Source organism: Caballeronia calidae (genome assembly GCF_900044055.2).
GTDB classification, from domain to species: domain Bacteria; phylum Pseudomonadota; class Gammaproteobacteria; order Burkholderiales; family Burkholderiaceae; genus Caballeronia; species Caballeronia calidae.
Window position 1 is genome coordinate 67,861 of record NZ_FCOX02000023.1, and the last position, 23,824, is coordinate 91,684.

A 23,824-nucleotide genomic window follows, 5' to 3' on the forward strand; every position below is an offset into this window, starting at 1 on the left:
TTTGATGTTTTGAATCATTAATGTTGATATCAGCGTTAGCCCTAATGACACCGGACTTTCAGATCGATATCAATACTGTGGTGACGCCTTTACGCACGGCAGCGCATTGCGGGAAGTGGCCGACAAGGCCAGGCGGCGGATGCCGACTGATAACGCGACCGAACATCATTATTCTTATTGATGCCAATCCGACGAGAAATGGACCTCAAACAAATCCAGTACTTCATCGCGCTCTTCGAGGACGGATCGGTCACGCGCGCGGCCAAACGGCTGAACATCGTGCAGCCCGCGCTCAGCATGCAGATCGCGAAGCTGGAGGACGAGTTACATCAGCAATTGTTCGAGCGCGGCGCGCACGGCATGGCGCCAACCGCCGCCGGACGTCTGATGTATCGCCTCTTTCTGCCGATCATGCGCGACCTCGCGCACGCGCGGCAGCAGCTTCAGCAGCGCGACGAAGTGGTGACGGGGCATGTGAGCATCGGGCTCATCGCATCGGTGACGGAAAGCGTGCTTGCCGATTCGCTCTCGCGCTTTCATGCGCGTTATCCGCATGTCGAAGTGACCGTGGCGGACGGCTTCAGCGCGACCTTCATTGACTGGGTCGCGGGTGGCCAACTCGATGCTGCCCTCATCAACAAGCCCCGCGCGCGCCTGTCGCTGGATTCGCAGACGCTGCTCGATGAAGAAATGGTGCTGGCGACGAGCGTGCAGCACGGCCCTGACCTGCCGCACACGATCGAGCTTGCGCAGTTACCCGAACTCGAACTCGTGTTGCCGACCAAGCGCCACGGCCTGCGCGGCGTGCTCGATACCGCCGCACAGCACGAAGACGTGCTGCTTGCGCCGCGTTTCGAGATCGACGTGCTCAGCACGATCGTGAAGCTCGTAGAGAGCACTCGCTTCGCGACGATCCTGCCGCGCATCGCCGTTGGGCGGGCCGTGCAGCGTGGGACGCTGCGGGCCTATCCGATTCTCGCGCCACGCATCGTGCGGCATATCGTGCGCGTGAGCCATCCGCGCAGGCCGTTGTCCGCTGCGGCCGAGGCGCTGATCGAGATCATCGCCGACGAGCTGCATCGCGTGTCGAACGCATCCGGCACGAACGCCCCTCTTATCTCTAAGGAAACTGCATGAAAGCACCTCATTGGATAGCCGGCGCATGGGTCGGCATACCGTCGGTCGACAGCATCGATCCCGCTACCGGCGAAAGCATCGGCCAGTCCGCCGACGGCGGGGCGGCAGAAGCCGATGCGGCCATCGCCGCGGCACGGAACGTGTTCGACCGCACGACGTGGGCACAGGACGCGCGTCTGCGTCAGGACGTGTTGCTCGCATGGGCCGGCGCGCTCGATGCGCAACGCGAGCCGCTTGCGACCCTGCTTACGCGCGAAAACGGCAAGGCAATCGCGCAATCGCGCGGCGAGATCGCAGCCGCGATTTCCGAAGTCCGATATTACGCGGGACTCGCTCGGCACATCGCGGGGCACGTGCTAGAACCAGGGCCGGGAACGATCTCGACAATGCTGCGCGAGGCCGCTGGCGTCGCGGCCATCTTTGTGCCCTGGAATGCGCCCGCGGTGTTGCTCGTGCGCTCGCTCGCGCCCGCGCTCGCCGCTGGCTGCACGGCAATCGTCAAATCCGCCGCACAGACCCCGCTAGTGATCGCGGCCATGCTGCGTTGCTTCGAGCAGACCGCGCTGCCGAAGGGCGCAGTGAACCTCGTCAACGAGATCGGCTACGCGGCAGGCGAACGGCTGGTCGCGTCGCATGACGTCGATGTGGCGAGCTTCACCGGATCGACCGCGACGGGCAAGAAGATCATGGCGGCCGCCGCCGAAAGCATGAAGAAGCTCTCGCTGGAACTCGGCGGCAAGTCGTGCTGTGTCGTCTTCGAGGATGCCGACGTCGCCGCGATCGCGCCGCGTATCGCGCGCGCCGCGACGATCATCTCAGGTCAGCAATGCACTGCTGCGCGCCGAGTGCTCGTGCATGCCCGGCGAGCGGCGGAGATGCGTGAGCATCTGACGCGTGCGCTCGAAGCGCTGAAAGTGGGCGAAGGCATCAACGAGGCAACGGACATCGGTCCGCTAATCGACGCGGCCACCCGCGACGCGGTCGAGCAAACCATTGCCCGCGCCTGCGACGAAGCCGATCGCGTACTGCTGGGCGGCACGCGCTCAGGACACGCGTTCCTCTCGCCGACGCTCGTCGAACACAGCGACCCGAAAGCGTTCTTCTGCCAGGAGGAAATCTTCGGACCGTTCGTCACGCTGGAGACGTTCGACACTGAAGCGCAGGCAATCGACAAAGCGAACGACACCGTATTTGGCCTCTCCGCGAGCGTGTGGACCAACGACGGCGCGCGCGCCTTTCGCATCGCGCGCGCGCTGCGCAATGGCACGGTGTGGATCAACGACCACAACAAGCTCTTTGCCGAAGCGGAAACAGGCGGCTATCGGCAAAGCGGTCTCGGCCGCCTGCACGGCTACGATGCCCTCGCCGACTTCACGGAAATCAAGCACATCTGCATGCCGGCAGGCGTCGCCGATGGCGTGACACCGCTACGTTGAGTACGCTGGCGGGCAGCCCACTCTGCCTGCTTCTTAACGTAGGGGCACCCGAACGGCTGGCGCCGAAATTCGGTGCGGCGATAACGGGCAAAAGGGCATCGCCATATCCGTCAACGAGTGGCATGCTCCTGCCGTCCATCGCCGGTGTCACTCGTCAGCCGGTTTTGCGCCAGGATCCAGAATTCGTCTGAGCAGCCTTCAGGGTTGCCCGCTTCCTCCCACAACCGGTAAGCAAGGCTGCGGATTTGCTCTTCCGGGACGAAATCGCGGAATTCTTTCCGGATTCCGGAATTCTTCTCAGCGCGTGGCCATTAAACATCGGTCGCTCCCTTTCGCACCCGTGTCGGGACGCGCAGGCTAATGTTGGTTCACCGGGGCGCAGCCTGAAACAATGCGAACGGCCGACTACGCGTTGACCGCTAACGCGACCTGCTTCTTGCGTTGTGAGATTGCGAAACCGCAGCCGACACCGGTCAGAACCGCGTCTCCGCGAAAGGTTCGATGCGCGCTGCCGACACCGGCTTGCCAATGAAGTAGCCTTGCGCGGCATCGCACCCGAGCTCCTTGACGAGACCAAGTTGCGTTTCCGTCTCGATGCCTTCCGCGACCGTTCGCATGCCCAACGCGCGCGCTAGCGCCACCATCGCTTCGACCATCGTCGCGTGCCTGGCGACAGGTCTCCTTAGCAGTGAGTTCCTGTACGAATGACTTGTCGATCTTGACGCGATCAACGGGCAGCCGCATGAGGTATGCGAGGCTGGAGTAACCGGTGCCGAAATCGTCGAGCGAGACCGTCACGTCGAGCCTTCGTACGGCCGAAAGCGCGCGCGACGCGGCGGCGAAGTCGCTCATGACGGCAGTCTCCGTCACCTCGATGTCGAGTACGGAAGCGCATACGCCGGACGCCAAGGCTCCCTCCGAAACCAGTGCAGCCAGGTCGCAGTTCTGGATCGTCGTGGGCGACAGACCCGTCGCCTCGTAGGCCGGCGATTCAAGCAGCACGTTGAGGAAGTCGGCCGGCGTGAGCAGCCCGAGCTGCGGATGGTTCCATCGGAGAAGCGCCTCCGCGCCGTAGATGCGGCCCATCGTCCGGCACATCGGATTGCCCGCCCAGCGACAGTTCCAAGCGCGCGCCTATACCCGCACGGTGCGCCGCGCGGCCGCAGCGGGATCGTAGATCAGCCCGAAGGCCGCGAGTCGCCCCATTGCGTATCAGCGCACGCAGCATCTCCATGGTGTTGGCATCGCCACCCGCGCCAGCTGTCCTGCGTATCCGCGATGACGACCGGACGGGTCGCCTTCTCCGACAGGCGTATCGCTTCGCGCACGGCTTCGTCGGGCGAAAGGAACAGCACGCATCAGGCACGCTCGTTGCCGAGCATGCGGCGATACAGTGAATCGACAGCAGCATGCGCCGCATCGGCCGAATGCACGTAAGCCCAGATCACCGGATCGCATTGCGGAAATCCGCCGCTGGAAAACCCGGCGTGAAGGACACGGACACCACCTCGCCCGCCTCCGCCTTGCGTACGGCGTCGTACATGCCGCGCGACGGCTGGAGCGCGTGCACATGCCGTTGATCGGAATCAGGAATGGCAGCCGCCGTGACGCGCCATGTAGCGTCTCGCCCGCTAAGAGTCGTTCGAGCAGCGCCGCCGTGCGCGCACCGGTGTGCGCCATATCGACGTGCGGATACGTGCGGTATGCAACCAGCGCATCAGCGTTGTGTAACATGCGCTCCGTGACGTTCGCATGCAGATCGAGCGAAGCGACGATTGGGATGTCGCGCCCGACTGCCTTCCGCACGCGCGCGAGCAACTCGCCTTCACCGTCGTCCACATGCTCGGCGACCATCGCCCCATGCAGATCAAGGTACACCGCGTCGACGTAACGCGTGCGCGCGGCATCGACGATTTCGCCCACGATACGCTCGAAGGCGTCGCGCGTGACGTGGGCCGACGGACTTGCGCCCGCCCAGATGACCGGCACGAGCGTGTGCCCCGACGCTTCCGCCGCGCGAATAAATCCCCCTGCGGGAATGTTGACCTCGCGCAGCGCGAGCACGTCGTCGCCGCGACACATCAGCGGAAAACCTTCGCCGCGCTCGAAGTTTTCATAGGCAGCTTTCGATGGCGCGAAAGTGTTCGTTTCGTGCTGGAAGCCGGCGATGAGAATGGTGCGATCGGAACTTGGCAAGATAGAAACCTCTCGTTTTCGTGGTCTGTTCGTTGAACGAGCGAATGTCACTCAGCACGCGCCGGACGCATGGCGATCAGCACAAGTGCGCCGATGGCGAGTAGCGCGACCATCACGTACAACCCGGCATGCAGGCTGCCGGTCGCGCTTTGCGCCCAGCCAATGATCGTCGGGCTGAGAAACCCGCCGATCAGCCCGATCGTGTTGATGAGGGCGATTCCACCCGAGGCGGCATCGCCTTTCAGATGCTCCGAAGGCATCGCCCAGAACACCGTGTAGGCGGACCACATCATCGCGCTCGCGATGGTCATGCAGTTCAACGATATCGCTAGATCGCCGCCGAAGAAGGTTGCGAGCGCGAGCGCCAACGAGCTGACCAACGCGGGAACCCCGCTGTGATAGCGCCGGTCGCAGCGCCGGTCGGAACTGCGCCCGATGACGAGCATCGTGATGGCGGCGACGACATAGGGAATCGCGGAATATAGGCCGATCTGCATCATGTCCTTGGCGCCTGCGGCCTTGATGATGGACGGAAGCCAAAAGCTCACGGCATAGATGCCCGAGATGAAGCAGAAGTACGGCACGGTCATCAGATAGACCCGCGGATCGCGCGCCACCTGCGCAAACGAATGATGACCGCTGGAGGTCGAGTTCGGACGCGAGCAGACGCTTTTCATCGTCGGAGAGCCAGCGCGCAGCGGCGGGGCGGTCGGAGAGCACGGACAGCGCGAGCACGCCGAACAGCACGCACGGCAGTCCTTCGATGAGGAACATCCACTGCCAGCCGTCGAGACCGTGCGCGCCGGAAAAAGACTTCATGATCCAGGTCGAGAGCGGCCCGCCGAACACGCCGCCAATCGGCCCGGCGAGCATCACGATCGCCATCACCTGCGCCATGCGCGCGCGGCCGTACCAGTAAGTCAGATAGAAGATCATGCCCGGCGCGAAGCCGGCCTCAAACACGCCCAGCAGAAAGCGCATCGCATAGAAGGTCGTTTCGCTGCGCACGAACAGCATCGCCGCCGATGTCACTCCCCAAAGAATCATGATCCGGCTGATGGTCTTTCGTGCACCAACCTTCGGCAGCTAAAGATTGCTGGGAACCTCGAACAGCACGTAGCCCAGAAAAAAGATGCCCGCGCCAAGGCCATGAACGGTGTCGGAGAAACCGAGATCGCTCTGCATCTGCAGTTTGGCGAATCCGATATTGACGTGGTCAAGGTACGCGAACGTGTAGCAAAGCAGCAGAAACGGAAGCAGCCGCCAGTCGAGCTTGCGATACAGCGCCGCGTGCATTTCGGTGATGTGCGTAGAGGGAATGGCGGACAAGGGAGTCTCGGATAAACGTTTCGGTCGTGAAGCAAAAGTATCTGCAACAGCCAGAATGCGACGAGCAGGAGCAACCGAAGTCCGCTATCGTTGCCTGTTTGGCAACGCTTCCACAATGGGACGGGAATGCGCGAACTGAATCAGCGAAGGCCGCGGTATTTTCAAGAAGTGCTCGCGCAAGGCTCCAATTACGCGGCAAATCCGCCTGCTCGAAGAAGAAGTCGGCGCGGCGCTGTTCGAACGACAGGCGCGCGGCGTGAAGCCGATCGAGGCGGCAGCGCATCTGCTCGAATACTGGCGTGGCTGTCAGGCGCAGCAGGAGCAACTCGAAGACCGATTGCGCGCGTTGCACGGCCTGCGGCGCGGGCACATCCGGATCCGGCTTGCGATCAGCGAAGGCTATATCGGACGGCCTGATGGAGGAAGTTCTGAGCGACTTCCACATGCACTATCCGAAGCTCGATGTGGCCGTCGATATCCTGCCGTTCAACGATGTGCTGGAAGAAGTCGCCCAGAGCCGGGCGCATATCGGCCTCGCGTACAACCCGCTGGCGCATCCGGACATCGTGTATCGGGCGACGTCATCGCAGCCGGTCGTACTGCTGGTCAATGCGGCGCATCCGCTTGCGCAACGCGGCGGCGCTGTCACCATCGGCGAGATGTTGCAGTATCCGCTCGCATTGATGCCGCCGGCCTTCGATCTCGGACAACTCATCGAAATGCTCGCCTACACTGAAAATGTCGAGGTCAGACCGACGCTCGTCACCAACTCGCTCCAGGTACTGCGCCAGTTCGTGACCCGCGGCGATGGCGCGACGCTAATCGGCGCGTTTTCTGTGTTGTACCGGGAAATCGATGCGGGCGAGCTGGCCGCATTACCCATCCTGCATCCCTATTCGAGGCAGCGAAAGCACGCATTCTCGTGAAGGCGCGACGGCCGCTTTCCGGCGCGGCCGAAGAACTGCTGAGTTGGATTGTGCAGCGGATGAGCGTATTCGCGGCGAGCGCCTACGGCGCGCTCACCCAACCACCCTTTCGGGATGCCGCAGAAGCATCGGCCGATGACGAGATCGAGTTGCGAGCAACGTGCCGGATCGGGGCCGACAGCGGACGCGGGACGCTTCGGCCATTGCGAATGTTCGCCGGCTTCGTGCGCCGCACTGCGATTCACCCGGTTATGTACCGGATCTTCCCCCGGTGTCGACGGCGCCATTCGTCAAACAGTGAAAACCGTTCGGCCGTCGATACGCGAGGCTCGTAACGCAAAGCGTGACGCAGCAGACGCCGACACTCAGCCAACGGCGACAACGGCCAAGCTTTCCGAACGCCGTAGTTGGCGGACACGGTCGGCGTTGACACAGCACGTCGAACACGGTATTGTCCGACAACCTGATTAATCGCCGATGCAATGCTTGAGCTTGAAAGACCTGACTCGCTGGTGCAGCGAGTAGTGAGCGCGATCCGCGCGGAGATTCAGGCGGGCAACTTCCCCGCGGAATCTCGCTTGCCGACCGAGCAGCAACTCTCGGAGCGGCTCAATGTCAGCCGGTCGGTTGTGCGCGAAGCGATCGCTCAGTTGAAGTCCGATGGCGTGCTGGTTGCGCGCCGGGGCGCAGGCTCTTTCATTTCCGGCACACCTTCGGGCACGGTCTTTCGCCTTCCCAGTCACGACGGTAGTCATATCGATCTTCCGCAATTGTTCGAGTTTCGACTGTGGATAGAGACGCAGGCAGCCACTGCGGCCGCGCGACGTCGGACGCGCGCGGACCTGAAGCATATGAGCGATGCGATTCGGCAGATGGAGCTGAAGCGCAACGATTCGAAAGCGGCGTCGGCGGCGGACGTCGCTTTTCATCGCGCAATCGCGGCGGCGACGAAGAACGAGTACTTCGTCGCGTTCCACGATTTCCTGCATAGCCAACTCGCGATAGCGCGGCGCGCGCAGTGGGAAAAGACGGCGCAGCACGCCGGCGATTTCGCCTGGCGCGAGCACGGCGAGCTCTTCGACGCAATCGAACGCGGTGATTGCACAGAGGCAGCCGCAGCAGCCGAGCGCCATTTGCGCGCGGCGGCGAAGCGTCAAGGCATCGACCTGCCCCGCAACGACTGACACGGCGGCGCTCACGTTCGCGATGAGCGCCGCAGATTGTTTTGCACACTTTGTCTGACAACCTGATTTCCAGACTACTACGCCGTACACATCCGACTTCTATACGAACCAATTACAAACCGGAGACTTTTGATGAAAGAGCAAGTCCAAGTTCGCACCTACCTCAAAAACCTTCCGCTGGTCGGGCTCGCCGCCGCATGCGCATTGACGGCGGCCGGCAAGGTGCACGCGCAAAGCAGCGTGACGCTATACGGCATCATCGACGAAGGCGTGAATTACACAAGCAACGTCCAAACGAACCCCGGCAACGGTCATAACCTGTTCAACCTCTCCAGCGGCATACTGAGCGGCAGTCGCTGGGGCCTGCGCGGCGTGGAGGATATCGGCGGCGGATTGAAGGCGATCTACGTGCTGGAGAACGGTTTCGACGTGAACAACGGCCGGATGGGCCAAGGCTCGCTGGAATTTGGTCGCCAGGCATATGTCGGACTCTCCGCGAAGCTCGGAACGGTTACGCTCGGGCGCCAGTACGATCCGCTCGTCGATTATGTGCATGCGCTGATGCCGAGCGCGATGTTCTCCGGAAGCATCGGCGCGCATCCGGCGGACGTCGACAACCTGAACAACGCGAACCGCATAAACAATGCGATCAAGTACCGCACTGTCGCCTTGAACGGCTTTTCGGCCGAAGGGCTCTATAGCTTTGGTGGCGTTCCCGGTAGCGTCGGCGCGAATCAGATTTGGTCGATGGGCGTTGGCTATTCGAGCGGTCCCCTCAACGTCGGTGCGGGTTACCTCAACGCGCGCAACCCGAATGCTTCGTTTTTCGGGACGGCGGTCGGCGCCACCGCAGCGAGCAACAACTTCGGCAGTTCTCCCGTGATCAACGGTTATGCGTCGGCGCAAACCGAGCAGATCATCGGGGCCGGCGCGACCTATGCGATCGGCCGTGCGACGCTGGGAGCCGTCTACTCCAACACCAAGTTCAAGAGCCTGAGCGGCGCCGTATCCGTCCTCAACCCTTCGGGCGCCAGCGGCACGGCGACCTTTAACAGCGCCGAACTCGACTTTCAGTATCAATTGACCCCGGCGCTGTCGCTCGGCGCGGCCTACAGCTACACGAAAAACAGCGGCGCACATGACGCCAGGTATCACCAGGGCGCGCTCGCTGCCGACTACGCAGTCTCCAAGCGAACCGACTTTTATCTGATCGGCGTCTTGCAACACGCATCAGGTACCGACTCGACCGGCCACGCGGCACGCGCGTCACTCAACGGCCTTACGCCATCGTCGTCGGACCAGCAGGCCGCCGTTCGCTTCGCTGTGCGCCACAAGTTCTAACGAGTCGCTACACACGGCTTCACCTTCAACAGGATGCTTCCAGTGAATACCACCCGTTCGCTCACCGACGAGAACCGCGCGCGCCTTCGTGGCGTCAGCACGGCGACTTTGACCACTGCGCTCTTCAAGCGGGGCCTGCGCAACGTCTGCATCCAGGGCGTGCTGCCGGTCAATCCAGCGGCGGCGCGCATGGTCGGCGAGGCGTTCACGCTGCGCTATATCCCGGCGCGCGAGGACCTCGACACCATGTCCGTCTTCACCGATCGCAGTCATCCGCAGCGGCGCGGCATCGAAGAGATTCCGGCTGGTTACGTCATGGTCGTGGATTCCCGCAAGGACCCGCGCGCCGCTTCCGCGGGCGGCATCCTCATCACACGGATGAAGATGCGCGGCGTCGCCGGAATCGTCACTGACGGCGGATTTCGCGACACGCCGGATCTGCGCTCGCTCGACTTCCCGTGCTATGCGGCCCGTCCGTCCGCGCCGACGAATCTGATACACCACCACGCTGTGGATCTAAACGTGCCGATCGCGTGTGGCGATCTCGCCGTGTATCCCGGCGATATCGTCGTCGGCGATGCGGAAGGCGTCGTCGTGATCCCAGCGCATCTGGCAAACGAAACCGCCGAGGAAGCGGCCGCGATGACGCTTTTCGAGGATTGGGTCGATGCGCGAGTGCGCGACGGCCGTTCCACCTTTGGCCTCTATCCGCCCGATGAGTCGACGCGAGCAGAGTTCGAGGCCTGGCAAGCAAACAGCAGCAACTAGGCCGGCAAAGCCGAAACAGTTGCGCGACGCCTTCGGTGCGCGGCGCAACTGCAATATCCTTGAGCGCCACGGCGAGCGGAGAAAGCCGCCGGGCATGGAGACCATAGTGACAAACCGTAGTGCGGAAGCTCAACTTTTCACGCGCGTGGCGTGGCGGCTCGTGCCGCTTCTCATCGCGATCTTTCTCACCGCCTATATCGACCGCGCAAACATCGGTTTCGCCAAATTGCAGATGCTCACGAGCCTGCATATGAGCGAGGCATCGTATGGGTTCGCTTCGTCGCTGTTTTTCATCGGCTATCTGTTGTGCGAGGTGCCGAGCAATCTGGCGATGCATCGCTATGGCGCCCGCCGCTGGATTTCGCGCATCATGTTCACGTGGGGCGTCGCGACACTGCTGCTCGCGTGGACGCCGTCCGAAACTGCGTTCCAGGTGCTGCGCTTCCTGTTAGGCGCGGCCGAAGCGGGACTTTATCCCGGCATCATTCTTTATCTCGGCATGTGGTTTCCGGAGCGCCAGCGCACCGGCATCATCGGACTGCTCACGCTCGGCAGCAGCATGGGCAATATGCTCGGCTCGCTGATCGGCGGCTTCTCGCTCGAACTGCACGGTTTGCTCGGCCTTGCAGGCTGGCAGTGGGTATTTCTCACGACGGGCACGCCCGCCGTGCTGCTGACGTTCGTCTCCCTGTACTTCCTGCCGGACAATCCGCGCTCGGCGCGCTTTCTCTCCGAGCGCGAGAAGGAGATCATCGAGGACAATCTGCGCCGTGATCCTGCGCCGGTCCAGGCGACCGGCGGCGCTTGGTCATTCAACTCGCTCGTGACCGTGGCGCTGTTTTCGGTCGGCTATGGCACGATCTCCATTGCGATCTACGGTATCGCCTACTGGCTCCCTACACTTGTCCGGGGCTTTGGCGTATCGAGCAGTGTCAACGGTATGCTCAACATGATTCCGTGGTTCCTGACTTCACTCATGCTGCTCTGGCTCCCCCGCCGCTTGCGCACGCCTAGAACCGTGCTGATGGCAGCGTTCGCTGCCGCGTTCCTCGGCATTTTGTGCTTCGTCGCGAGCGTCGGGCCGTTTTCGAATGCGGTGCGTTTCGCGGCGCTTACTCTCGGCGCGCCGTGCCTGTATCTGATGATTCCGTGCTTCTGGGCGCTGCCGCCGCGACTCTTGCCCGCATCGTTCATGAAAGGCGCGGGCGGCGCCGCCGCACTCGCGGTCATTGCCGCGGGCTCCAGCGTCGGGGGCTTCCTGGCGCAAAACATCATGCCGTGGGTCGGCAAGACGATGCACAGTACATCAGCACCGATGCTCGTGCCGGCCATCAGCCTGCTGTTGCTCGGAGCCGGGGCGCTGGTCGTGTGGTTCCGTCTCGGTCTGGCGGGACGCGACGGCAACGATGCGGTCACCGCCACGCGCTGATTTTGCTCAAAAGCCTGCCCTCCTGGGGCGTATGAAAACGGTCTGCGCGCTCGTGACGAAGACCGACGAGCGCGGGGACCACTGGAAAATGGAAGGTCGTTGCGCAGCATGATCACAATCAGGCAATCCAAAAGCGTCTCCCGGCAAATGCGCGGCTTCCTGTCGCTCGCCGATTTCGAAGCAGCGGCCAGGCGCAGGCTGCCGCGCCCTCTTTTCGGTTACGTCGCGGGCGCGACGGAAGACAATGCGTCCCTCGCGGACAACCGCGCGGCTTTCAACGAACTCGGCTTCGTTCCGCGCGTACTGCGCAACGTGGCGCAGCGAAGCCAGTCGATCGAACTCTTCGGCGTGCGTTACGCGTCGCCCATCGGCATTGCGCCAATGGGCATCAGTTCGTTGACGGGCTACCGGGGCGACCTCGCACAGGCGCAGGCGGCGCGCGCGTGCGGTGTGCCCATGATTCTCAGCGCGGCGTCGCTCGTCCGGCTCGAAGAAGTCGTCGAGGCCGCGCCGGGAACATGGTTTCAGGTCTACATGCCGAGAACGCTCGAAGAGATGCGCGCGCTGGTGGAGAGACTCAGCGCCGCCAACGTATCGACGCTAGTCGTCACGGTGGACTCGTCGGTCGTGCCGAATCGGGAGAACAACTTGCGCAACGGCTTCAGGACTCCGCTCAGGCCGAACTTTCAGCTCTTGCGCGACGGCCTGACGCATCCGACCTGGTCGCTCTTCACGTTCCTGCGCACGTTGGTTCGTCATGGCATGCCGCATTTCGAGAATGCCTCGGCGCAAAGGGGCGAACCGTTGCTCTCGCGTCGAGCCAACCGGGATTTCAGCGGGCGTGAGCATCTGGACTGGGATGCGATCCGCGAAATTCGCGCGCGCTGGAAGGGGCCGCTGGTGATCAAAGGCATTCTGCATCCGGACGATGCCGCGACCGCGCGAAACCTCGGCGCCGACGGCATCATCGTGTCCAACCATGGCGGCCGGCAACTCGACGGATCGGTCTCGCCGATGCGCATGCTGCCTCCCATCGGGGAAGCGTGTCCGGACATGCCGCTCATGATCGACAGCGGATTTCGACGCGGCACCGACGTATTGAAGGCAGTCGCTCTCGGCGCGAAATGCGCTTTCATCGGGCGGCCGATGAACTACGCGGCGTGCGTGGGCGGCCAAGACGGGGTCGAGCATGCCATCGGTCTCGTGAAGGCAGAGATTCATGCGGATATGGGATTGCTCGGCGTGAATCGTCTCGACGAATTCGGGCCAGAATTCCTGCGACTGTTGAGGTTTGGGCCCGGTGAGCTGAGCGCGGGCGTGTATCGTTGATCGGATGCGAGCCCCCGCGCGGGCGAGAGCGGCGAGCGCAGCGACGCGCCGTGGACCTGGTCGCGCAAATAAGCGGTATATTGCCAGCTTGGCTCAATACGGCATCCGGAGACCGTCACGTGCAGCGCCTGAAGGACGTCAGAGGCACCCCAACGACCACGGCACCTGGGCAAGAGTCCGCGGCCACGCTCAACCAGGAAGCCTATCGGCGTCTGGAGGAAATGATCGTGACGCTGGAACTGGCGCCGGGCGCGCTCGTATCTGAAGCCATTCTCAGCCGGCAACTCGGCATCGGCACCACGCCGATACGCGAGGCGCTGCAACGGCTTGCGCGCGAATACCTGGTGGAGATCATTCCCCGGCGCGGCGTGGTTGTGACGACCATCGACGTGCGCCGCCAGTTCGAAGTGCTCGAAACGCGACGCGAACTCGACCGGCTGCTCAGCTCGGCGGCGGCGAGACGGTCCAACGCGCTGGAGCGCAAAGCCTTCGCGGCAAACTTCGAGCGCACGCAGAAGTCCGTCGCCGATGGCGACACGCGCGAATTCCTCCGGCTAGACGCCGAACTCAATCAATTGCTGTCGAAGGCTGCGCGCAACGCCACGGCTGCTGCGCTCGCCTCGACGCTGCACACCGTCTCCCGCCGCTTCTGGTTCTATCACCACGACCAACACAATCCGCTCGGAGAGATCGGTCCGGTGCACTGCAGCCTCGTCGAGGCGATTGCTTCAGGCGACCCGGCGCGCGCCGGACACGCCTCGAACCGCCTGATTGACTATCTCACCACTTTCGCGCAGTCGACGCTGCCTCACCCCCTGACGCTTGACTAACCTTTCGCTCCGGTCCGGCCAAACGATTTGTTTCAGCTAGGGTTTTCTCGCGGTTGCCCGCCGCGCAACAAGCACCTTAACATCACTTCGTCTCTGGCATGCCAGTGACATGCCAGAAGGAAACCGAAATTTTCTAAGGAGCGAAGACGATGGAGCAAGCGAAACTCAATACTGGTTACGTCATTACGCCGCTGGCGGACGCGCTAGGTGCCGAAGTGACCGGCCTCGATCTCGCGCAGCCGATTCTTCCCGAGACGATCGCAGAGATGAAGCGAGCCATCGCGACGTACGGTGTGCTGTGCTTTCGCAAGCAGTCGCTCACGGAAGCGCAGCAAATCGAATTCTCGAAGCTGTGGGGTCCGCTCGAAGACTTCCCGGAGGAAGACAAGACCGTATCCGCGCCATCGGTCTATCACGTTGCGAACGTGTCGGCAGACGGTCAGAGCTTGCCAGAAACCGATTTCCGGGTGATTTTCCAGAAGGTGAACGCGCGCTGGCATACGGACAGTTCGTATCGGTACGTGCCCGCGTATGTGTCCCTGCTGTACGGAATCGAAGTGATGCCCAAGGGCGCGCCGGGCGGGCGCACCGGCTTTTCCAACATGATCGCGGCCTATGCAGCGTTGCCCAACGATCTCAAGGACGAGATCGAGCCGTTGCACATGGTTCACACCTACGAATTCGGCCGGCGGCTCTTTCCCGAACTGCCGCCTCTCACGAAGTTCGAAAAGGAAGCCGTCCCCCCCGTGAGTCACCCGCTCGTTCGCGTGCATCCCGACCGCAATTACGAGCGGTCGCTGTACCTCACGGCGAACGCCGGCAACGAAATCAGCGGGCTGCCGCTGGACGAAGCCCGCGCGTTGCATCGCAGACTTGTCGACCATATTTCGCAGCCGCAGTTCACCTATTTCCACGAGTGGGAAAAGGGCGACCTCGTCGTCTGGGACAACCGCACGATGCTGCACAAGGCCGAAGCCTACGATATGAGCACGTATCGCCGCGTGTTCCGCCGAACGACCGTTGCGGGCGACGGCCCCGTGCTCGGTCCGTATTCGCATGCCGTGATCAATAAGGTTCGCCCGCGCTGATGGGCCTCGGTCGAGCGCCTGCAATCCCGAACAAGCGATAGCGGTCGCGGCGTCTTGCGGCCTTCAAGATAAAAACTCTGCAGGAGACACCATGCAGGAGAAGTCGACACACCTGAAGCGAATCCAGGCCATGGCGATCGCGTTGTTGACGATCGCGGGCATCGTGAATTATCTCGATCGCAGCACGCTGTCGATCGCGAATCATTCGGTGAGTGCGGAATTGGGCTTGTCCGCTTCCCAGATGGGGCTGCTCCTCTCCGCGTTTTCGTTCGCCTACGCGTTCGCGCAATTGCCTATCGGCGTGTTGCTCGACCGCTTCGGCGCACGGATCATGCTCGGCGTCGGCATGTTCGTCTGGTCGACCGCGCAGTTGTGCGGCGGACTCGTTTCGAATCTCACGCAATTTCTCGTCGCCCGCGTGGCACTGGGCCTCGGCGAGTCGCCTAATTTTCCGGCAGGCGCCAAGGTCGTGAGCGAATGGTTCGCGGTACATGAGCGCGGCAGGCCGACGGGCATTTTCATCACGTCGTCCACGATCGGGCCCGCGCTCGCCCCTCCGGTACTGACCGTGCTGCTGCTCGTGTTCGGCTGGCGCGCGATGTTCATCATCATGGGTGTCTTGGGCATTGTCGTGTCGATCGGCTGGTATCTGCTTTATCGCGACCGCCGCACGATGCCGCTCGACGCGCGTGAACTCGCCTATCTGACTGACGGCGAGAGCGGCGAACGAGTGGAGCGCCGCATGACGATGCTCGAATGGCGCAGCCTCTTCAGTAAAGCGACGACCTGGGGCATGATCTTCGGCAACATGGGCGTGATTTACATGGTGTGGCTGTATCTGACCTGGCTCCCAGCGTACCTGGAACACGAGCGGCATCTGTCGATAGCGAACACGGGATGGCTCGTTTCGATTCCGTACCTGTTCGGCACGCTCGGCATGCTTTCGAGCGGCTTCGTCGCCGATGGGTTGATGGCGCGCGGCGTGGCGCCCATGCGCAGCCGCAAATGGCCGATCTGCGTGGGCCTCGTCGGGGCGGCAGTTTTCACCGTTCCCGCAGCGTTCACGCCGAACCTGACGCTGGCGATGGTCTACCTATGCGCCGCGATGTTCTTCGTGAACATGGCGAGCGGCGCGTGCTGGGCCCTTGCAACTGTTGCCGCACCACGGCACATGGTCGCGTCGCTCGCAAGCATCCAGAACTTTGGCGGCTATTTCGGTGGATCGTTCGCGCCGTTCATCACGGGCGTCGTCGTCGACACGACGCATTCGTTCGTCAATGCGTTTCTGATCAGCGCGGGCGTCGCGTTCGGCGCCGCGCTCGTGTACATGTTTGTGGTGCGCCGGCTGATCGAAGCGCCGGAGGCAGACGTTTCGGACCTAGCTCTCTCGAAACTGAATTGATGCACGAAGACCGGTCGCCGGGTCGAGTCCGCGAGTCCGAACCGCATTCGCTTTCTCTCGCCGGCCGGTCGGTCGCGGGCATGGTGTGGGCAGTCTGTTTGGTGGAGACTTTCAGGTCATAGATGTCCCACAGAGTGGCCGTCGACGGCGCGGCCTTCTATGACGACGGGCTTATCGCCCAGCGACACAGTGCAATGGCGCGTCGGAATGTCCATGTGGCATGGCGTGTTGCGCGGCCCGCCTACTTCGGTGTTCGATCCGGTCGAGAAGAGAAAATCACCCTCGAATGCGCGCGCATCCATGCCGATGGAACTGTCCTTGTCGTTCAGAGTCAATGCCGCCCATTGCGCCCGTGGTTGCAAACCTCAGTCCACATGGGACAACGCATAGACGTAAGGATCGTCGAACTGGTCCATATAGCTTCGTAGAGCCTAGTATGTGATTGATCATTTAACCGTGCATCGCTGGGCGTTCAAGCAATTGCCGGTGCTGGAGAAGGCGTTCAGCCGCCGCAAGCGGCCGGTCGGAACGAGCTGACGAACGGACGAGAGGTACATTCGCGTCAAGGGCGAATGGCGGTATCTTTACCGCGCCGTCGACAAGGATGGCAACACCATTGACTTTCTACTGCGCGCCCATCGGGACAAGACTGCAGCCCGGCAGCGTTACTCTGAGAAATCGATCGCCCACAATGGCGTGCCCCAGACGGTGACCATCGGCAAAAGCGGCGCCAATCTCGCTGCACTCGAAGCCATCAATGATTATCGTGAAACGCCCGTCAAGATCCGCCAGTCCAAATATCTCAACAATCTTGTCGAACAGGACCATCGCGCGATCAAGCGACGCACTCGCCCCATGCTGGGATTCAAAACGTTTCGCTGTGCTCGGATCCTCTTGGCCGGCATTGAGATTATGCGCATGGCCGCCGAAGGATAGATGAAATGGGCTCGCAGAACCGCGGAACCCATCGGTCTGCCGCTGATCAATTCTACGAACTGTCAACATAAGCAGTACTTTGCATACCGATCAACTTCCTCCGCGGGCCTTACTGCGACTAAAAACGCATCGCAACTGCGGGCGCTCCGATGACGGCCCAACGATATGTTGATTCGATCGTCGATTCTGCATGAGGCGGCGCTTGCGCCTGAGGAGGAGTAAAGCGCATCGATAAATCGGTAAATGCGAGTGTTCTCACTGAGTATCGCAAGAGCGCAAAAGCGCAGGCCCTGTTCGCGGACCGAAAAGCTTCGCCGAGCAAAGGCGCGCTCAGTGCGATGAGCATACTGGATTTAATCAATGAATCTCAATCTCTCAAGTATCCCGAGTCATTGTTCGAATCGTTTCGGCGCTTACCTCGCTCTGCCGTTGCACGCCCACCAACATGCCCAAAGTGCGTATCTCCCTCTCTACGTCCGGCGACCACGGACGGCCGTAGTTAAGTCGGATATGACGGCGAAATTCGGAGTTGCGCGAAAAGATTGCACCGGGCGCGATCGCGATGTCGTGCTTCTGCGCCGTCTCGAACAGTTGAACTGCTTCGACGCCTTCTGGAAGCTCCACCCATAGAAAGAATCCGCCGGGCGGCTGGATAACTGCCGTACTTCGGGGAAAGTACTTGGCAATTGCGGCCACCATTTGGTATTGAAGGGATGCCAGTTCGCGACGCAGCTTGCGTAAAAGTCGGTCGTAGTCACCGTGCTCGAGGTAGTCGGCAATTGCATATTGCGAGGGCACGGACGCCGAGGACATTGTCAGCATCCGGCTGTGCTGTATTCTCGGGGCGTAGCGCCCTGCCGCGACCCAACCCACGCGGAGTCCCGGCGCGAGGCTATTTGAAAATGAACCGCAGTGAAGCACGAGGCCGTTAGGATCGAAGTGCTTGGCTGGACGCGCAGATGTCAAGCCAAAGTGCAGTTCGCTGAAAACATCGTCCTCAATCAGCGGTACGTCATGTTTCGTCAGTGGGCTGACGAGGGCCTTCTTTTGCGTATCTGAAAGTGTCGCGCCAGTCGGATGATGTAGCGTTGTCATAAACCAGCAAGCCCGCACTGGATGCTGGCGCAACGCGGCCGCTAAGGCCCCGAGATCAAGGCCGCACTGCGGGTCGACTGGAATTTCCACGGCCTTCAGATGCATGCGCCGAACCACGCCTTGCACGACAGAAGAAGCCGGCCGTTCGATTGCGATAGTATCACCCGGCCGCGTCAGCACCTGCAGGCATAGTGTCAGCGCATCGAGAGCTCCGTTCGTCACAATAATCTCATCGATTTGAACAGTAAGGCCAGTGATAATGTAGCGCCGGGCGATCTGGCGGCGAAGGTCTTCTTCCGCCTTTCCTTCCGGCAAGACGTTCTGGCAGCGCGCCATCTTCCGGGTCGCCACCGCCAACGAGCGCGAGAGCCGAGCGAACGGAAACAACTGCGCACTTGGCTCCGATGAACCCAATCCCGGATGTCTGCAACGACGCTGCGCCTTCATGAAGCGGACGAGTAGACTGTCTCCATTAACCTCGTCGAAACTGCACCCCGACGCCAACGTTACCGATTGCATCGTCTCCGTCCGACGTGCAACAAAATACCCAGCCCTAGGTCTCGCCACTACCAGGCCCAATCGTTCGAGGACGTAGTAAGCATGGAAAACCGTTGAAGGGCTGACGCAGTATGAGCTGCTCGCCTGCCGCACTGATGGTAGCCGCATACCCGGCTCAAGCGTACCGTCCGCGATCACTTTTTGGAATTGCGCGACCAGATGAAGATATCGCTTCATTATTTCGGCATACGAATTAACTCAAGTGTTGGAGCGATATGAGAGGAATTATTGTTCGCATTTGCGAGGTTTCCCTTAGGAGTTTCGAACCCGCCAGCCGAGCACGGTCGCAGCTCCAGCCCGATTTGAGGACCGCTCGTTGGCGGTCTCGAGAAAGACCTTCAACCCCGTGGCGTCGAGTGCACGGCTATAGAAGAAGCCTTGACCAAACTCGGCCCGGCTCGCTCGCGCAAGCTTGTGGTGCGCCGAGTGCTCAACTCCTTCGACGACCACCGCCGCGCCGAAATCGTGGCCCATGCGCGTCAACGCATCGAGGTGTTTGGCACGCTCATCGGGATCCAATCCGAGTACTTCCCTGTCAATCTTGACTATCTCAAAGGTCATCCCTGTCGGCAGTGCAAGTTCGTAATCAGTAGAACGCACTCCCGAGAGGGCGAAGCGCATCCGTTTCTCACGCGCCTGGGCCATCATCGGAGTAAGACGTTTTTTGAACATCCTCACGCTGCTTGCGCTGACAGTCAGAATCAGTGGTGGAAGACCATGGGAGCCAACTACAGTCCGGTGCGCCGTGACACCGGAACTTAGAAGGTACGACACCGGAGCGGTAATGCCTACGTAGAGCGACTTCGGAGCTCCGATCTCAAGAAGATCCTGAGCGGCCCGCGACACGACGAACTGCGTCATCCGGTCGACCAAACTACTGTTTTCAATGAACTCCAGATAGTGTGCCGGACCTCGCGCGCCATACTTCCGGTTGTCCCAACGCAGGAATGCTTCGACGCCAACGCATACGGCCCGCCTGACGTCAACTATCGGTTGGTACTCGACGTGGAAATCCCCGCGACGCAGCCCTGCACGGGCCGCACGCAGCAGCGCCTTGTCGTAGCTAAACCATCTTTTGAGACTCCAGCCCGCAGCTATGGCCAACAGAAACAGGAGGATCGGCCAAAATACGTGGCTCAATAGGGTCCATGCTGAAGAACCCTGAGTCGGGGCCGCTAAGAACCGCGCCCGATCGAATTCGTCGGCGCCGTTCGAAGGCGTGGCCGCTCGCGTTCCACACGCCCCGTCCAACAAGCAATCGACCGCGGGCGTCGTCGGTGGCACCGCTGACCCGTCCGCCAGGTCGACCGGTAATGCGAAAGCCACTACTGCGTCAGAGGCCGGGATACCGCCTTGATTTGCCGCCTCGTAACTCATCTGCCACCGCACTTCGCCGGGCAGCGGCGCAGCCGTCCGGCTCAGGCTGACGACAGCAGGAGCGGTGTCGGTGGCGTCCAGACGGGAAGCGTTCAGAAAAGCGCAAGCAATCGGTGCAAGAAGCATTGGGCTAGCGACCGGTCCGCCGAGAGCGGCGGGCATAGCGGGCCAGCGCGTAATGGGCGTGCAAGCTGTGCCGAAGTGAGGCGTGTCCGCTTGCGGATCAGTAAGCCAGTCCGTCAGGTGACGCTGCACTCCCTCCTCCGCGCGACCGCGGCTGGCAACACCCTCGGCCGGAGCTGGGTTAGCGAGTGAGGCGCCAGCCCACATGGCCAATAACATTGCGGCAGCGCGTAGCGAGGACCGAAACAGCGCGATGCACACGCTGTCCACGAACGGCGCTACCAGGAACGCGAGTTCCGTTGACTTAACGAGAAAAAGATCCGGCCTTAGAATCGCCGGACGCGGGGTCGTTCGAAACATCTGGAGAAAGAGAAGGCGCACCGCGGCACTTTGCCAGTGCGCAAGCGTGCGTAATAGAAGCAGATTGCGAAAAAAAAGCCGTATCAGATCTACGGCGTGTTGTAGTGTTGACCGGGGCCCCGCCGCGCCGAATCGGACACGGCAACAGAGTTCGCACGCAGGGGGAGAAGATTGAAACGGTACGAGAGGTTAGCGGAGCAGATCAGCGAACTTATCAGGCACGCTGATTTACCGCCGGGCGCCCGCCTACCCTCGGTTCGGGCGGCATGCAGGGCCTGGGATGTCAGCCCCGCGACGGTATTCCGTGCTTATTACCTGCTCGAAAGCCGCGGATTGATTAACGCGCGCTCACGGTCCGGCTACTTTGTGTCGCGGACGACCGAAGAATTACCACGGGAAACGTCCGGGGCGACGTCGCAGGCGGGCACAAAAGCAGTCAATATCAGCGATCTCGTTTTTGAAGTCCTTCGCACGATCAGGCAAGTCGAGACAATCCCACTTGGTTCAGCGTTCATGAGCCCCGCGCTGTTTCCAATGGCCCGGGTGGGCAAGTCCTGCGCGGCGGTCAATCGCTCAACGGACCAAGCGACGATGGTTGACGCGCTACCGCCGGGACACGAAGGTTTGCGCCGACAGATCTCGCTGCGGTACCTGATGGCGGGAATGACGGTGCCGATCGACGAAATCATCATTACAAGTGGGGCGCTCGAAGCCCTAACGCTGAGCGTGCAACTGCTCACAGCTCCAGGCGATCTCATCGCGATCGAAAAGCCAACGTTTTATGCAGCGCTGCAGGCGATCCAGCGGCTGGGCCTGAAGGTGGTGGAGATTCCCGTTGACCCCGTGGCGGGTCACGATCTGGCTGCGCTGCAACGGGCGCTAGAAGATCGCCCCGTTCGCGCGTGCTGGTTCATGACCTCTTTCCACAATCCGACGGGCGTGACGCTGGCCGAACCTAAGAAGCAGGCACTGGTCGAACTACTGGCCAGACATGGTGTACCGCTCATAGAGGACGACGTTTATAGCGAACTACACTTCGCTCCGGAGCCGGTGCGTTCGGCCAAGTTTTTCGACCGGAACGGTCTTGTCATCCACTGCGGATCGTTCGCAAAATGCCTCGCCCCAGGCTACCGTATCGGCTGGGCCGCGGGAGGACGGTTCGCGGGCGAGCTGGAACGTGCAAAATGGATGACCACGCTTTCGGCCAGCGTTCCGGCCCAGCGAGCAATCGCCGACTATTTGCAGAGCGGCGGCTACGATCGCTTCCTGCACAAACTACGTCGCGAGTTGGCCCATCGGCAATCGCAGATGCTTGATGCGATTCGCCATTACTTCCCAGCCGATACGGTGGCGACGAGGGCTGACGGAGGTTATTTCACGTGGGTGGAGCTTCCGGCTAACATCGACTCGATACGCTTTTTCCAAATAGCACTCGAAAACGGCATCAGCATTGCGCCCGGACCGATCTTCTCGGCGGACGGTGGCTATCGACACCACGTGCGTCTTAACTACGGATATCAGTGGTCCTCGCAACTCGAGAAGGCGATTGCGACGCTTGGTGCGTTATGCATCGACGAATCGCGCTGCGGGGCAAGGCTGGCCGGACCAGTTCAGCCGGCGTGAGTGCCGCCACTGAGACTCGGCAGAGAATGCGGCGCAGCGAAGAGTGAATCTCATGCACCAGCATTCATTCCAAATTGATCGCAATCGCGCCGATTGATTCTGCAAGCTTGAGCCGGTCGGGATGGAAGTCGACCAAAACCGTCGTTCTTTCTGAGCGCCCAGAGTCGGTGCCATGTCGGCGTTAACCGTAAGGCGTCCTTTTCATTGGCCTGAGCCGATCCGCCATCGGGACGCTGGTAGAAAGTTCAAGCCATTTCACAGTGCTCGTGCACTTACCTCGGAAGAAAGGCTATGGAATTATTCCGCGCACGAGAAACGGACCCTCGCTGGCCGGCTACGGAGCTGTCACGGTGGTCAACGCACTCAAGAAGACCATGGCGGACATACCTGCCCAGTTGTGGCGACCATTGTACGCAATGAAATGAACGCGTCCCACCCGTGAACGTATGAGCAGAAGCGTTCCGCGTCCACGACGTCCGCCGCGAATGCCTTCTTCGCCCCAGCGTCGGCGGCGCAGCGATTGCGGCGTCACTTGAGGATGCCAGACACGAGATGAATGCTACGCGAGCTGGGGGGCATACGTGAGACACCTTGTGCACAGCATAAAAGGGAAAAGAATCAGCACAAAAACGAAAGAAAAGGCCGCACGCATGGCTCAACATTAGGGGGCCGGCTACGGCTTTCGTTGCCGCCGTCACTGGGCATCCCGCCATGATCGGCGTCACCCCGTAGCCGAGTCTTCCTGCAAAACTGATCCATGAGCAAACCAGCGCAAGTTCGCGTGAAGCTCGACGAATTTCGGCTGCAATGGCGCGTGCTGACCTTCTACGAGCGCTTCGAGCAGATCATCGCCCACATCCTGAGCCTCGTGATCTCGGTGATCATCGTCGTATCGCTGTGGCAGTTGATTCGAGCGGTCATGGCGCTATTGCTGTCCGGGGCACTCAATCCGTTGGATCATGCGATCTTTCAAGCGGTTTTCGGGATGGTGATGACGTTGTTGATCGCGATGGAATTCAAGCATTCGATCACCCGCGTCATGTTAAGACGCGACCACATCGTACAAGTCAAGACAGTGATCCTTGTCGCGATGCTCGCGATAGCACGCAAGTTCATTATCCTTGATCCGTCCACGGACCCCGGTCGCATTGCCGCACTCGCGGCCGCGCTGCTCGCGCTTGGCGGCGTCTACTGGCTAATGCGGCAACGCGACGATCCCGTCGATTCGGCTATTGCAGAGCGCACCGTGCGGGATCGCGAAAAGCGCGATTGATTTACCTATCTTCCCTCAAAGATCATCGATACCTGTAAGTTTTGCTCAATCTTCGCGCAGGCCTGGAGTGCTGAGCGAAGTCCC

At 61.4% G+C, this 23,824-nt stretch carries 19 protein-coding genes and 4 pseudogenes; 15 read left to right on the plus strand and 8 right to left on the minus strand.

The genetic code is table 11. The annotated features are described in order from the left end of the window. Nucleotides 1-198: 198 nt before the first annotated feature. Nucleotides 199-1,137: a LysR family transcriptional regulator gene (locus tag AWB78_RS21070; RefSeq protein ID WP_062607758.1), complete on the plus strand. Its 939-nt coding sequence runs from the start codon at nucleotides 199-201 to the stop codon at nucleotides 1,135-1,137. Next, nucleotides 1,134-2,573: an aldehyde dehydrogenase family protein gene (locus AWB78_RS21075; RefSeq protein WP_062607759.1), complete on the plus strand. Its 1,440-nt coding sequence runs from the start codon at nucleotides 1,134-1,136 to the stop codon at nucleotides 2,571-2,573. The genes AWB78_RS21070 and AWB78_RS21075 overlap by 4 nt, the downstream gene beginning before the upstream one ends. A gap of 110 nt (nucleotides 2,574-2,683) precedes the next feature. On the opposite strand, the gene AWB78_RS49340 is transcribed toward AWB78_RS21075, so the two are convergent. From AWB78_RS49340 to AWB78_RS21095, 5 genes and pseudogenes are all read right to left on the minus strand, one after another. After that, entirely contained in the window at nucleotides 2,684-2,857 is a 174-nt protein-coding gene (locus tag AWB78_RS49340; protein WP_074173500.1) for a DUF2934 domain-containing protein, read from the minus strand. Between the two features lie 121 nt (nucleotides 2,858-2,978). Then, complete coding sequence (locus AWB78_RS50140; RefSeq protein WP_269768944.1) at nucleotides 2,979-3,659, minus strand: EAL domain-containing protein; 681 nt, start codon at nucleotides 3,657-3,659, stop codon at nucleotides 2,979-2,981. Then, nucleotides 3,565-3,807, minus strand: a complete 243-nt coding sequence (locus AWB78_RS50145) for a hypothetical protein (RefSeq protein WP_445344264.1) — start codon at nucleotides 3,805-3,807, stop codon at nucleotides 3,565-3,567. The genes AWB78_RS50140 and AWB78_RS50145 overlap by 95 nt, the downstream gene beginning before the upstream one ends. Next, nucleotides 3,786-4,820, minus strand: coding sequence for a M81 family metallopeptidase (locus AWB78_RS21090; protein WP_445344265.1), 1,035 nt, complete (start codon nucleotides 4,818-4,820; stop codon nucleotides 3,786-3,788). The genes AWB78_RS50145 and AWB78_RS21090 overlap by 22 nt, the downstream gene beginning before the upstream one ends. Next, a pseudogene (locus AWB78_RS21095) lies at nucleotides 4,817-6,065 on the minus strand (MFS transporter). The gene AWB78_RS21090 and the pseudogene AWB78_RS21095 overlap by 4 nt, the downstream one beginning before the upstream one ends. Nucleotides 6,066-6,224: 159 nt before the next feature. Here AWB78_RS21095 and AWB78_RS45320 point away from each other — a divergent pair. The 9 genes and pseudogenes from AWB78_RS45320 to AWB78_RS21140 form a co-directional block, all read left to right on the plus strand. Then, nucleotides 6,225-7,113: pseudogene (locus tag AWB78_RS45320) on the plus strand (LysR substrate-binding domain-containing protein); the annotation flags it as partial. A gap of 435 nt (nucleotides 7,114-7,548) precedes the next feature. Continuing rightward, nucleotides 7,549-8,208 carry a FadR/GntR family transcriptional regulator gene (locus AWB78_RS21105; protein WP_232477773.1) on the plus strand — a complete coding sequence of 220 codons (660 nt, stop codon included), beginning with the start codon at nucleotides 7,549-7,551 and terminating at the stop codon, nucleotides 8,206-8,208. Between the two features lie 132 nt (nucleotides 8,209-8,340). Beyond that, entirely contained in the window at nucleotides 8,341-9,549 is a 1,209-nt protein-coding gene (locus tag AWB78_RS21110; RefSeq protein WP_082883370.1) for a porin, read from the plus strand. Nucleotides 9,550-9,591: 42 nt separating this feature from the next. Beyond that, the gene (locus AWB78_RS21115; RefSeq protein ID WP_232477774.1) at nucleotides 9,592-10,317 is read left to right on the plus strand and encodes a ribonuclease activity regulator RraA; all 726 of its coding nucleotides are present in this window, start codon (nucleotides 9,592-9,594) and stop codon (nucleotides 10,315-10,317) included. Nucleotides 10,318-10,411: 94 nt separating this feature from the next. After that, nucleotides 10,412-11,746 carry an MFS transporter gene (locus AWB78_RS21120; protein WP_062607765.1) on the plus strand — a complete coding sequence of 445 codons (1,335 nt, stop codon included), beginning with the start codon at nucleotides 10,412-10,414 and terminating at the stop codon, nucleotides 11,744-11,746. 108 nt (nucleotides 11,747-11,854) lie between these two features. Next, a complete protein-coding gene (locus AWB78_RS21125; RefSeq protein ID WP_062607766.1) occupies nucleotides 11,855-13,075 on the plus strand; it encodes an alpha-hydroxy acid oxidase in 1,221 nt (406 codons plus the stop codon). A 119-nt stretch (nucleotides 13,076-13,194) separates the two neighbouring features. Beyond that, nucleotides 13,195-13,905, plus strand: a complete 711-nt coding sequence (locus AWB78_RS21130) for a GntR family transcriptional regulator (protein WP_157697586.1) — start codon at nucleotides 13,195-13,197, stop codon at nucleotides 13,903-13,905. A gap of 149 nt (nucleotides 13,906-14,054) precedes the next feature. After that, on the plus strand, nucleotides 14,055-14,993 hold the full coding sequence (locus AWB78_RS21135; RefSeq protein WP_062607770.1) for a TauD/TfdA dioxygenase family protein: 939 nt from the start codon (nucleotides 14,055-14,057) through the stop codon (nucleotides 14,991-14,993). Between the two features lie 91 nt (nucleotides 14,994-15,084). Then, the gene (locus tag AWB78_RS21140) at nucleotides 15,085-16,395 is read left to right on the plus strand and encodes an MFS transporter (RefSeq protein WP_063958999.1); all 1,311 of its coding nucleotides are present in this window, start codon (nucleotides 15,085-15,087) and stop codon (nucleotides 16,393-16,395) included. Between the two features lie 116 nt (nucleotides 16,396-16,511). Here the strand turns inward: AWB78_RS21140 and AWB78_RS21145 are convergent, their stop codons facing one another. Then, nucleotides 16,512-16,757, minus strand: coding sequence for a 2,5-dihydroxypyridine 5,6-dioxygenase NicX family protein (locus AWB78_RS21145; protein ID WP_510183595.1), 246 nt, complete (start codon nucleotides 16,755-16,757; stop codon nucleotides 16,512-16,514). A gap of 79 nt (nucleotides 16,758-16,836) precedes the next feature. Between AWB78_RS21145 and AWB78_RS21150 the strand changes: the two are divergent. Further along, nucleotides 16,837-17,402 (plus strand): annotated as a pseudogene (locus tag AWB78_RS21150) (IS6 family transposase); the annotation flags it as partial. Between the two features lie 304 nt (nucleotides 17,403-17,706). Here the strand turns inward: AWB78_RS21150 and AWB78_RS21155 are convergent. Together AWB78_RS21155 and AWB78_RS21160 are read right to left on the minus strand one after the other, a co-directional pair. Further along, nucleotides 17,707-19,161, minus strand: coding sequence for an aminotransferase-like domain-containing protein (locus tag AWB78_RS21155; protein ID WP_062607776.1), 1,455 nt, complete (start codon nucleotides 19,159-19,161; stop codon nucleotides 17,707-17,709). Between the two features lie 75 nt (nucleotides 19,162-19,236). Next, the gene (locus tag AWB78_RS21160) at nucleotides 19,237-20,487 is read right to left on the minus strand and encodes an EAL domain-containing protein (RefSeq protein ID WP_232477776.1); all 1,251 of its coding nucleotides are present in this window, start codon (nucleotides 20,485-20,487) and stop codon (nucleotides 19,237-19,239) included. 528 nt (nucleotides 20,488-21,015) lie between these two features. Here AWB78_RS21160 and AWB78_RS21165 point away from each other — a divergent pair. From AWB78_RS21165 to AWB78_RS21170, 3 genes and pseudogenes are all read left to right on the plus strand, one after another. Beyond that, nucleotides 21,016-22,467, plus strand: coding sequence for an aminotransferase-like domain-containing protein (locus tag AWB78_RS21165; protein ID WP_062607777.1), 1,452 nt, complete (start codon nucleotides 21,016-21,018; stop codon nucleotides 22,465-22,467). Between the two features lie 191 nt (nucleotides 22,468-22,658). Continuing rightward, nucleotides 22,659-22,877: pseudogene (locus AWB78_RS45820) on the plus strand (IS30 family transposase); the annotation flags it as partial. Nucleotides 22,878-23,224: 347 nt separating this feature from the next. Continuing rightward, nucleotides 23,225-23,740: a phosphate-starvation-inducible PsiE family protein gene (locus AWB78_RS21170; protein WP_062607778.1), complete on the plus strand. Its 516-nt coding sequence runs from the start codon at nucleotides 23,225-23,227 to the stop codon at nucleotides 23,738-23,740. Nucleotides 23,741-23,824: the final 84 nt, after the last annotated feature.

Excerpts from the sequence above, each read along its gene's own strand:
- AWB78_RS21155 (WP_062607776.1), bottom strand. The coding sequence starts at position 19,161 with ATGAAGCGATATCTTCATCTGGTCGCGCAATTCCAAAAAGTGATCGCG.
- AWB78_RS21125 (WP_062607766.1), top strand. The coding sequence starts at position 11,855 with ATGATCACAATCAGGCAATCCAAAAGCGTCTCCCGGCAAATGCGCGGC.
- AWB78_RS21160 (WP_232477776.1), bottom strand. The coding sequence starts at position 20,487 with ATGCTTCTTGCACCGATTGCTTGCGCTTTTCTGAACGCTTCCCGTCTG.
- AWB78_RS21120 (WP_062607765.1), top strand. The coding sequence starts at position 10,412 with ATGGAGACCATAGTGACAAACCGTAGTGCGGAAGCTCAACTTTTCACG.
- AWB78_RS50140 (WP_269768944.1), bottom strand. The coding sequence starts at position 3,659 with ATGGGCCGCATCTACGGCGCGGAGGCGCTTCTCCGATGGAACCATCCG.
- AWB78_RS21110 (WP_082883370.1), top strand. The coding sequence starts at position 8,341 with ATGAAAGAGCAAGTCCAAGTTCGCACCTACCTCAAAAACCTTCCGCTG.
- AWB78_RS21170 (WP_062607778.1), top strand. The coding sequence starts at position 23,225 with ATGAGCAAACCAGCGCAAGTTCGCGTGAAGCTCGACGAATTTCGGCTG.
- AWB78_RS50145 (WP_445344264.1), bottom strand. The coding sequence starts at position 3,807 with ATGGAGATGCTGCGTGCGCTGATACGCAATGGGGCGACTCGCGGCCTT.
- AWB78_RS21140 (WP_063958999.1), top strand. The coding sequence starts at position 15,085 with ATGCAGGAGAAGTCGACACACCTGAAGCGAATCCAGGCCATGGCGATC.
- AWB78_RS21135 (WP_062607770.1), top strand. The coding sequence starts at position 14,055 with ATGGAGCAAGCGAAACTCAATACTGGTTACGTCATTACGCCGCTGGCG.
- AWB78_RS21075 (WP_062607759.1), top strand. The coding sequence starts at position 1,134 with ATGAAAGCACCTCATTGGATAGCCGGCGCATGGGTCGGCATACCGTCG.
- AWB78_RS21070 (WP_062607758.1), top strand. The coding sequence starts at position 199 with ATGGACCTCAAACAAATCCAGTACTTCATCGCGCTCTTCGAGGACGGA.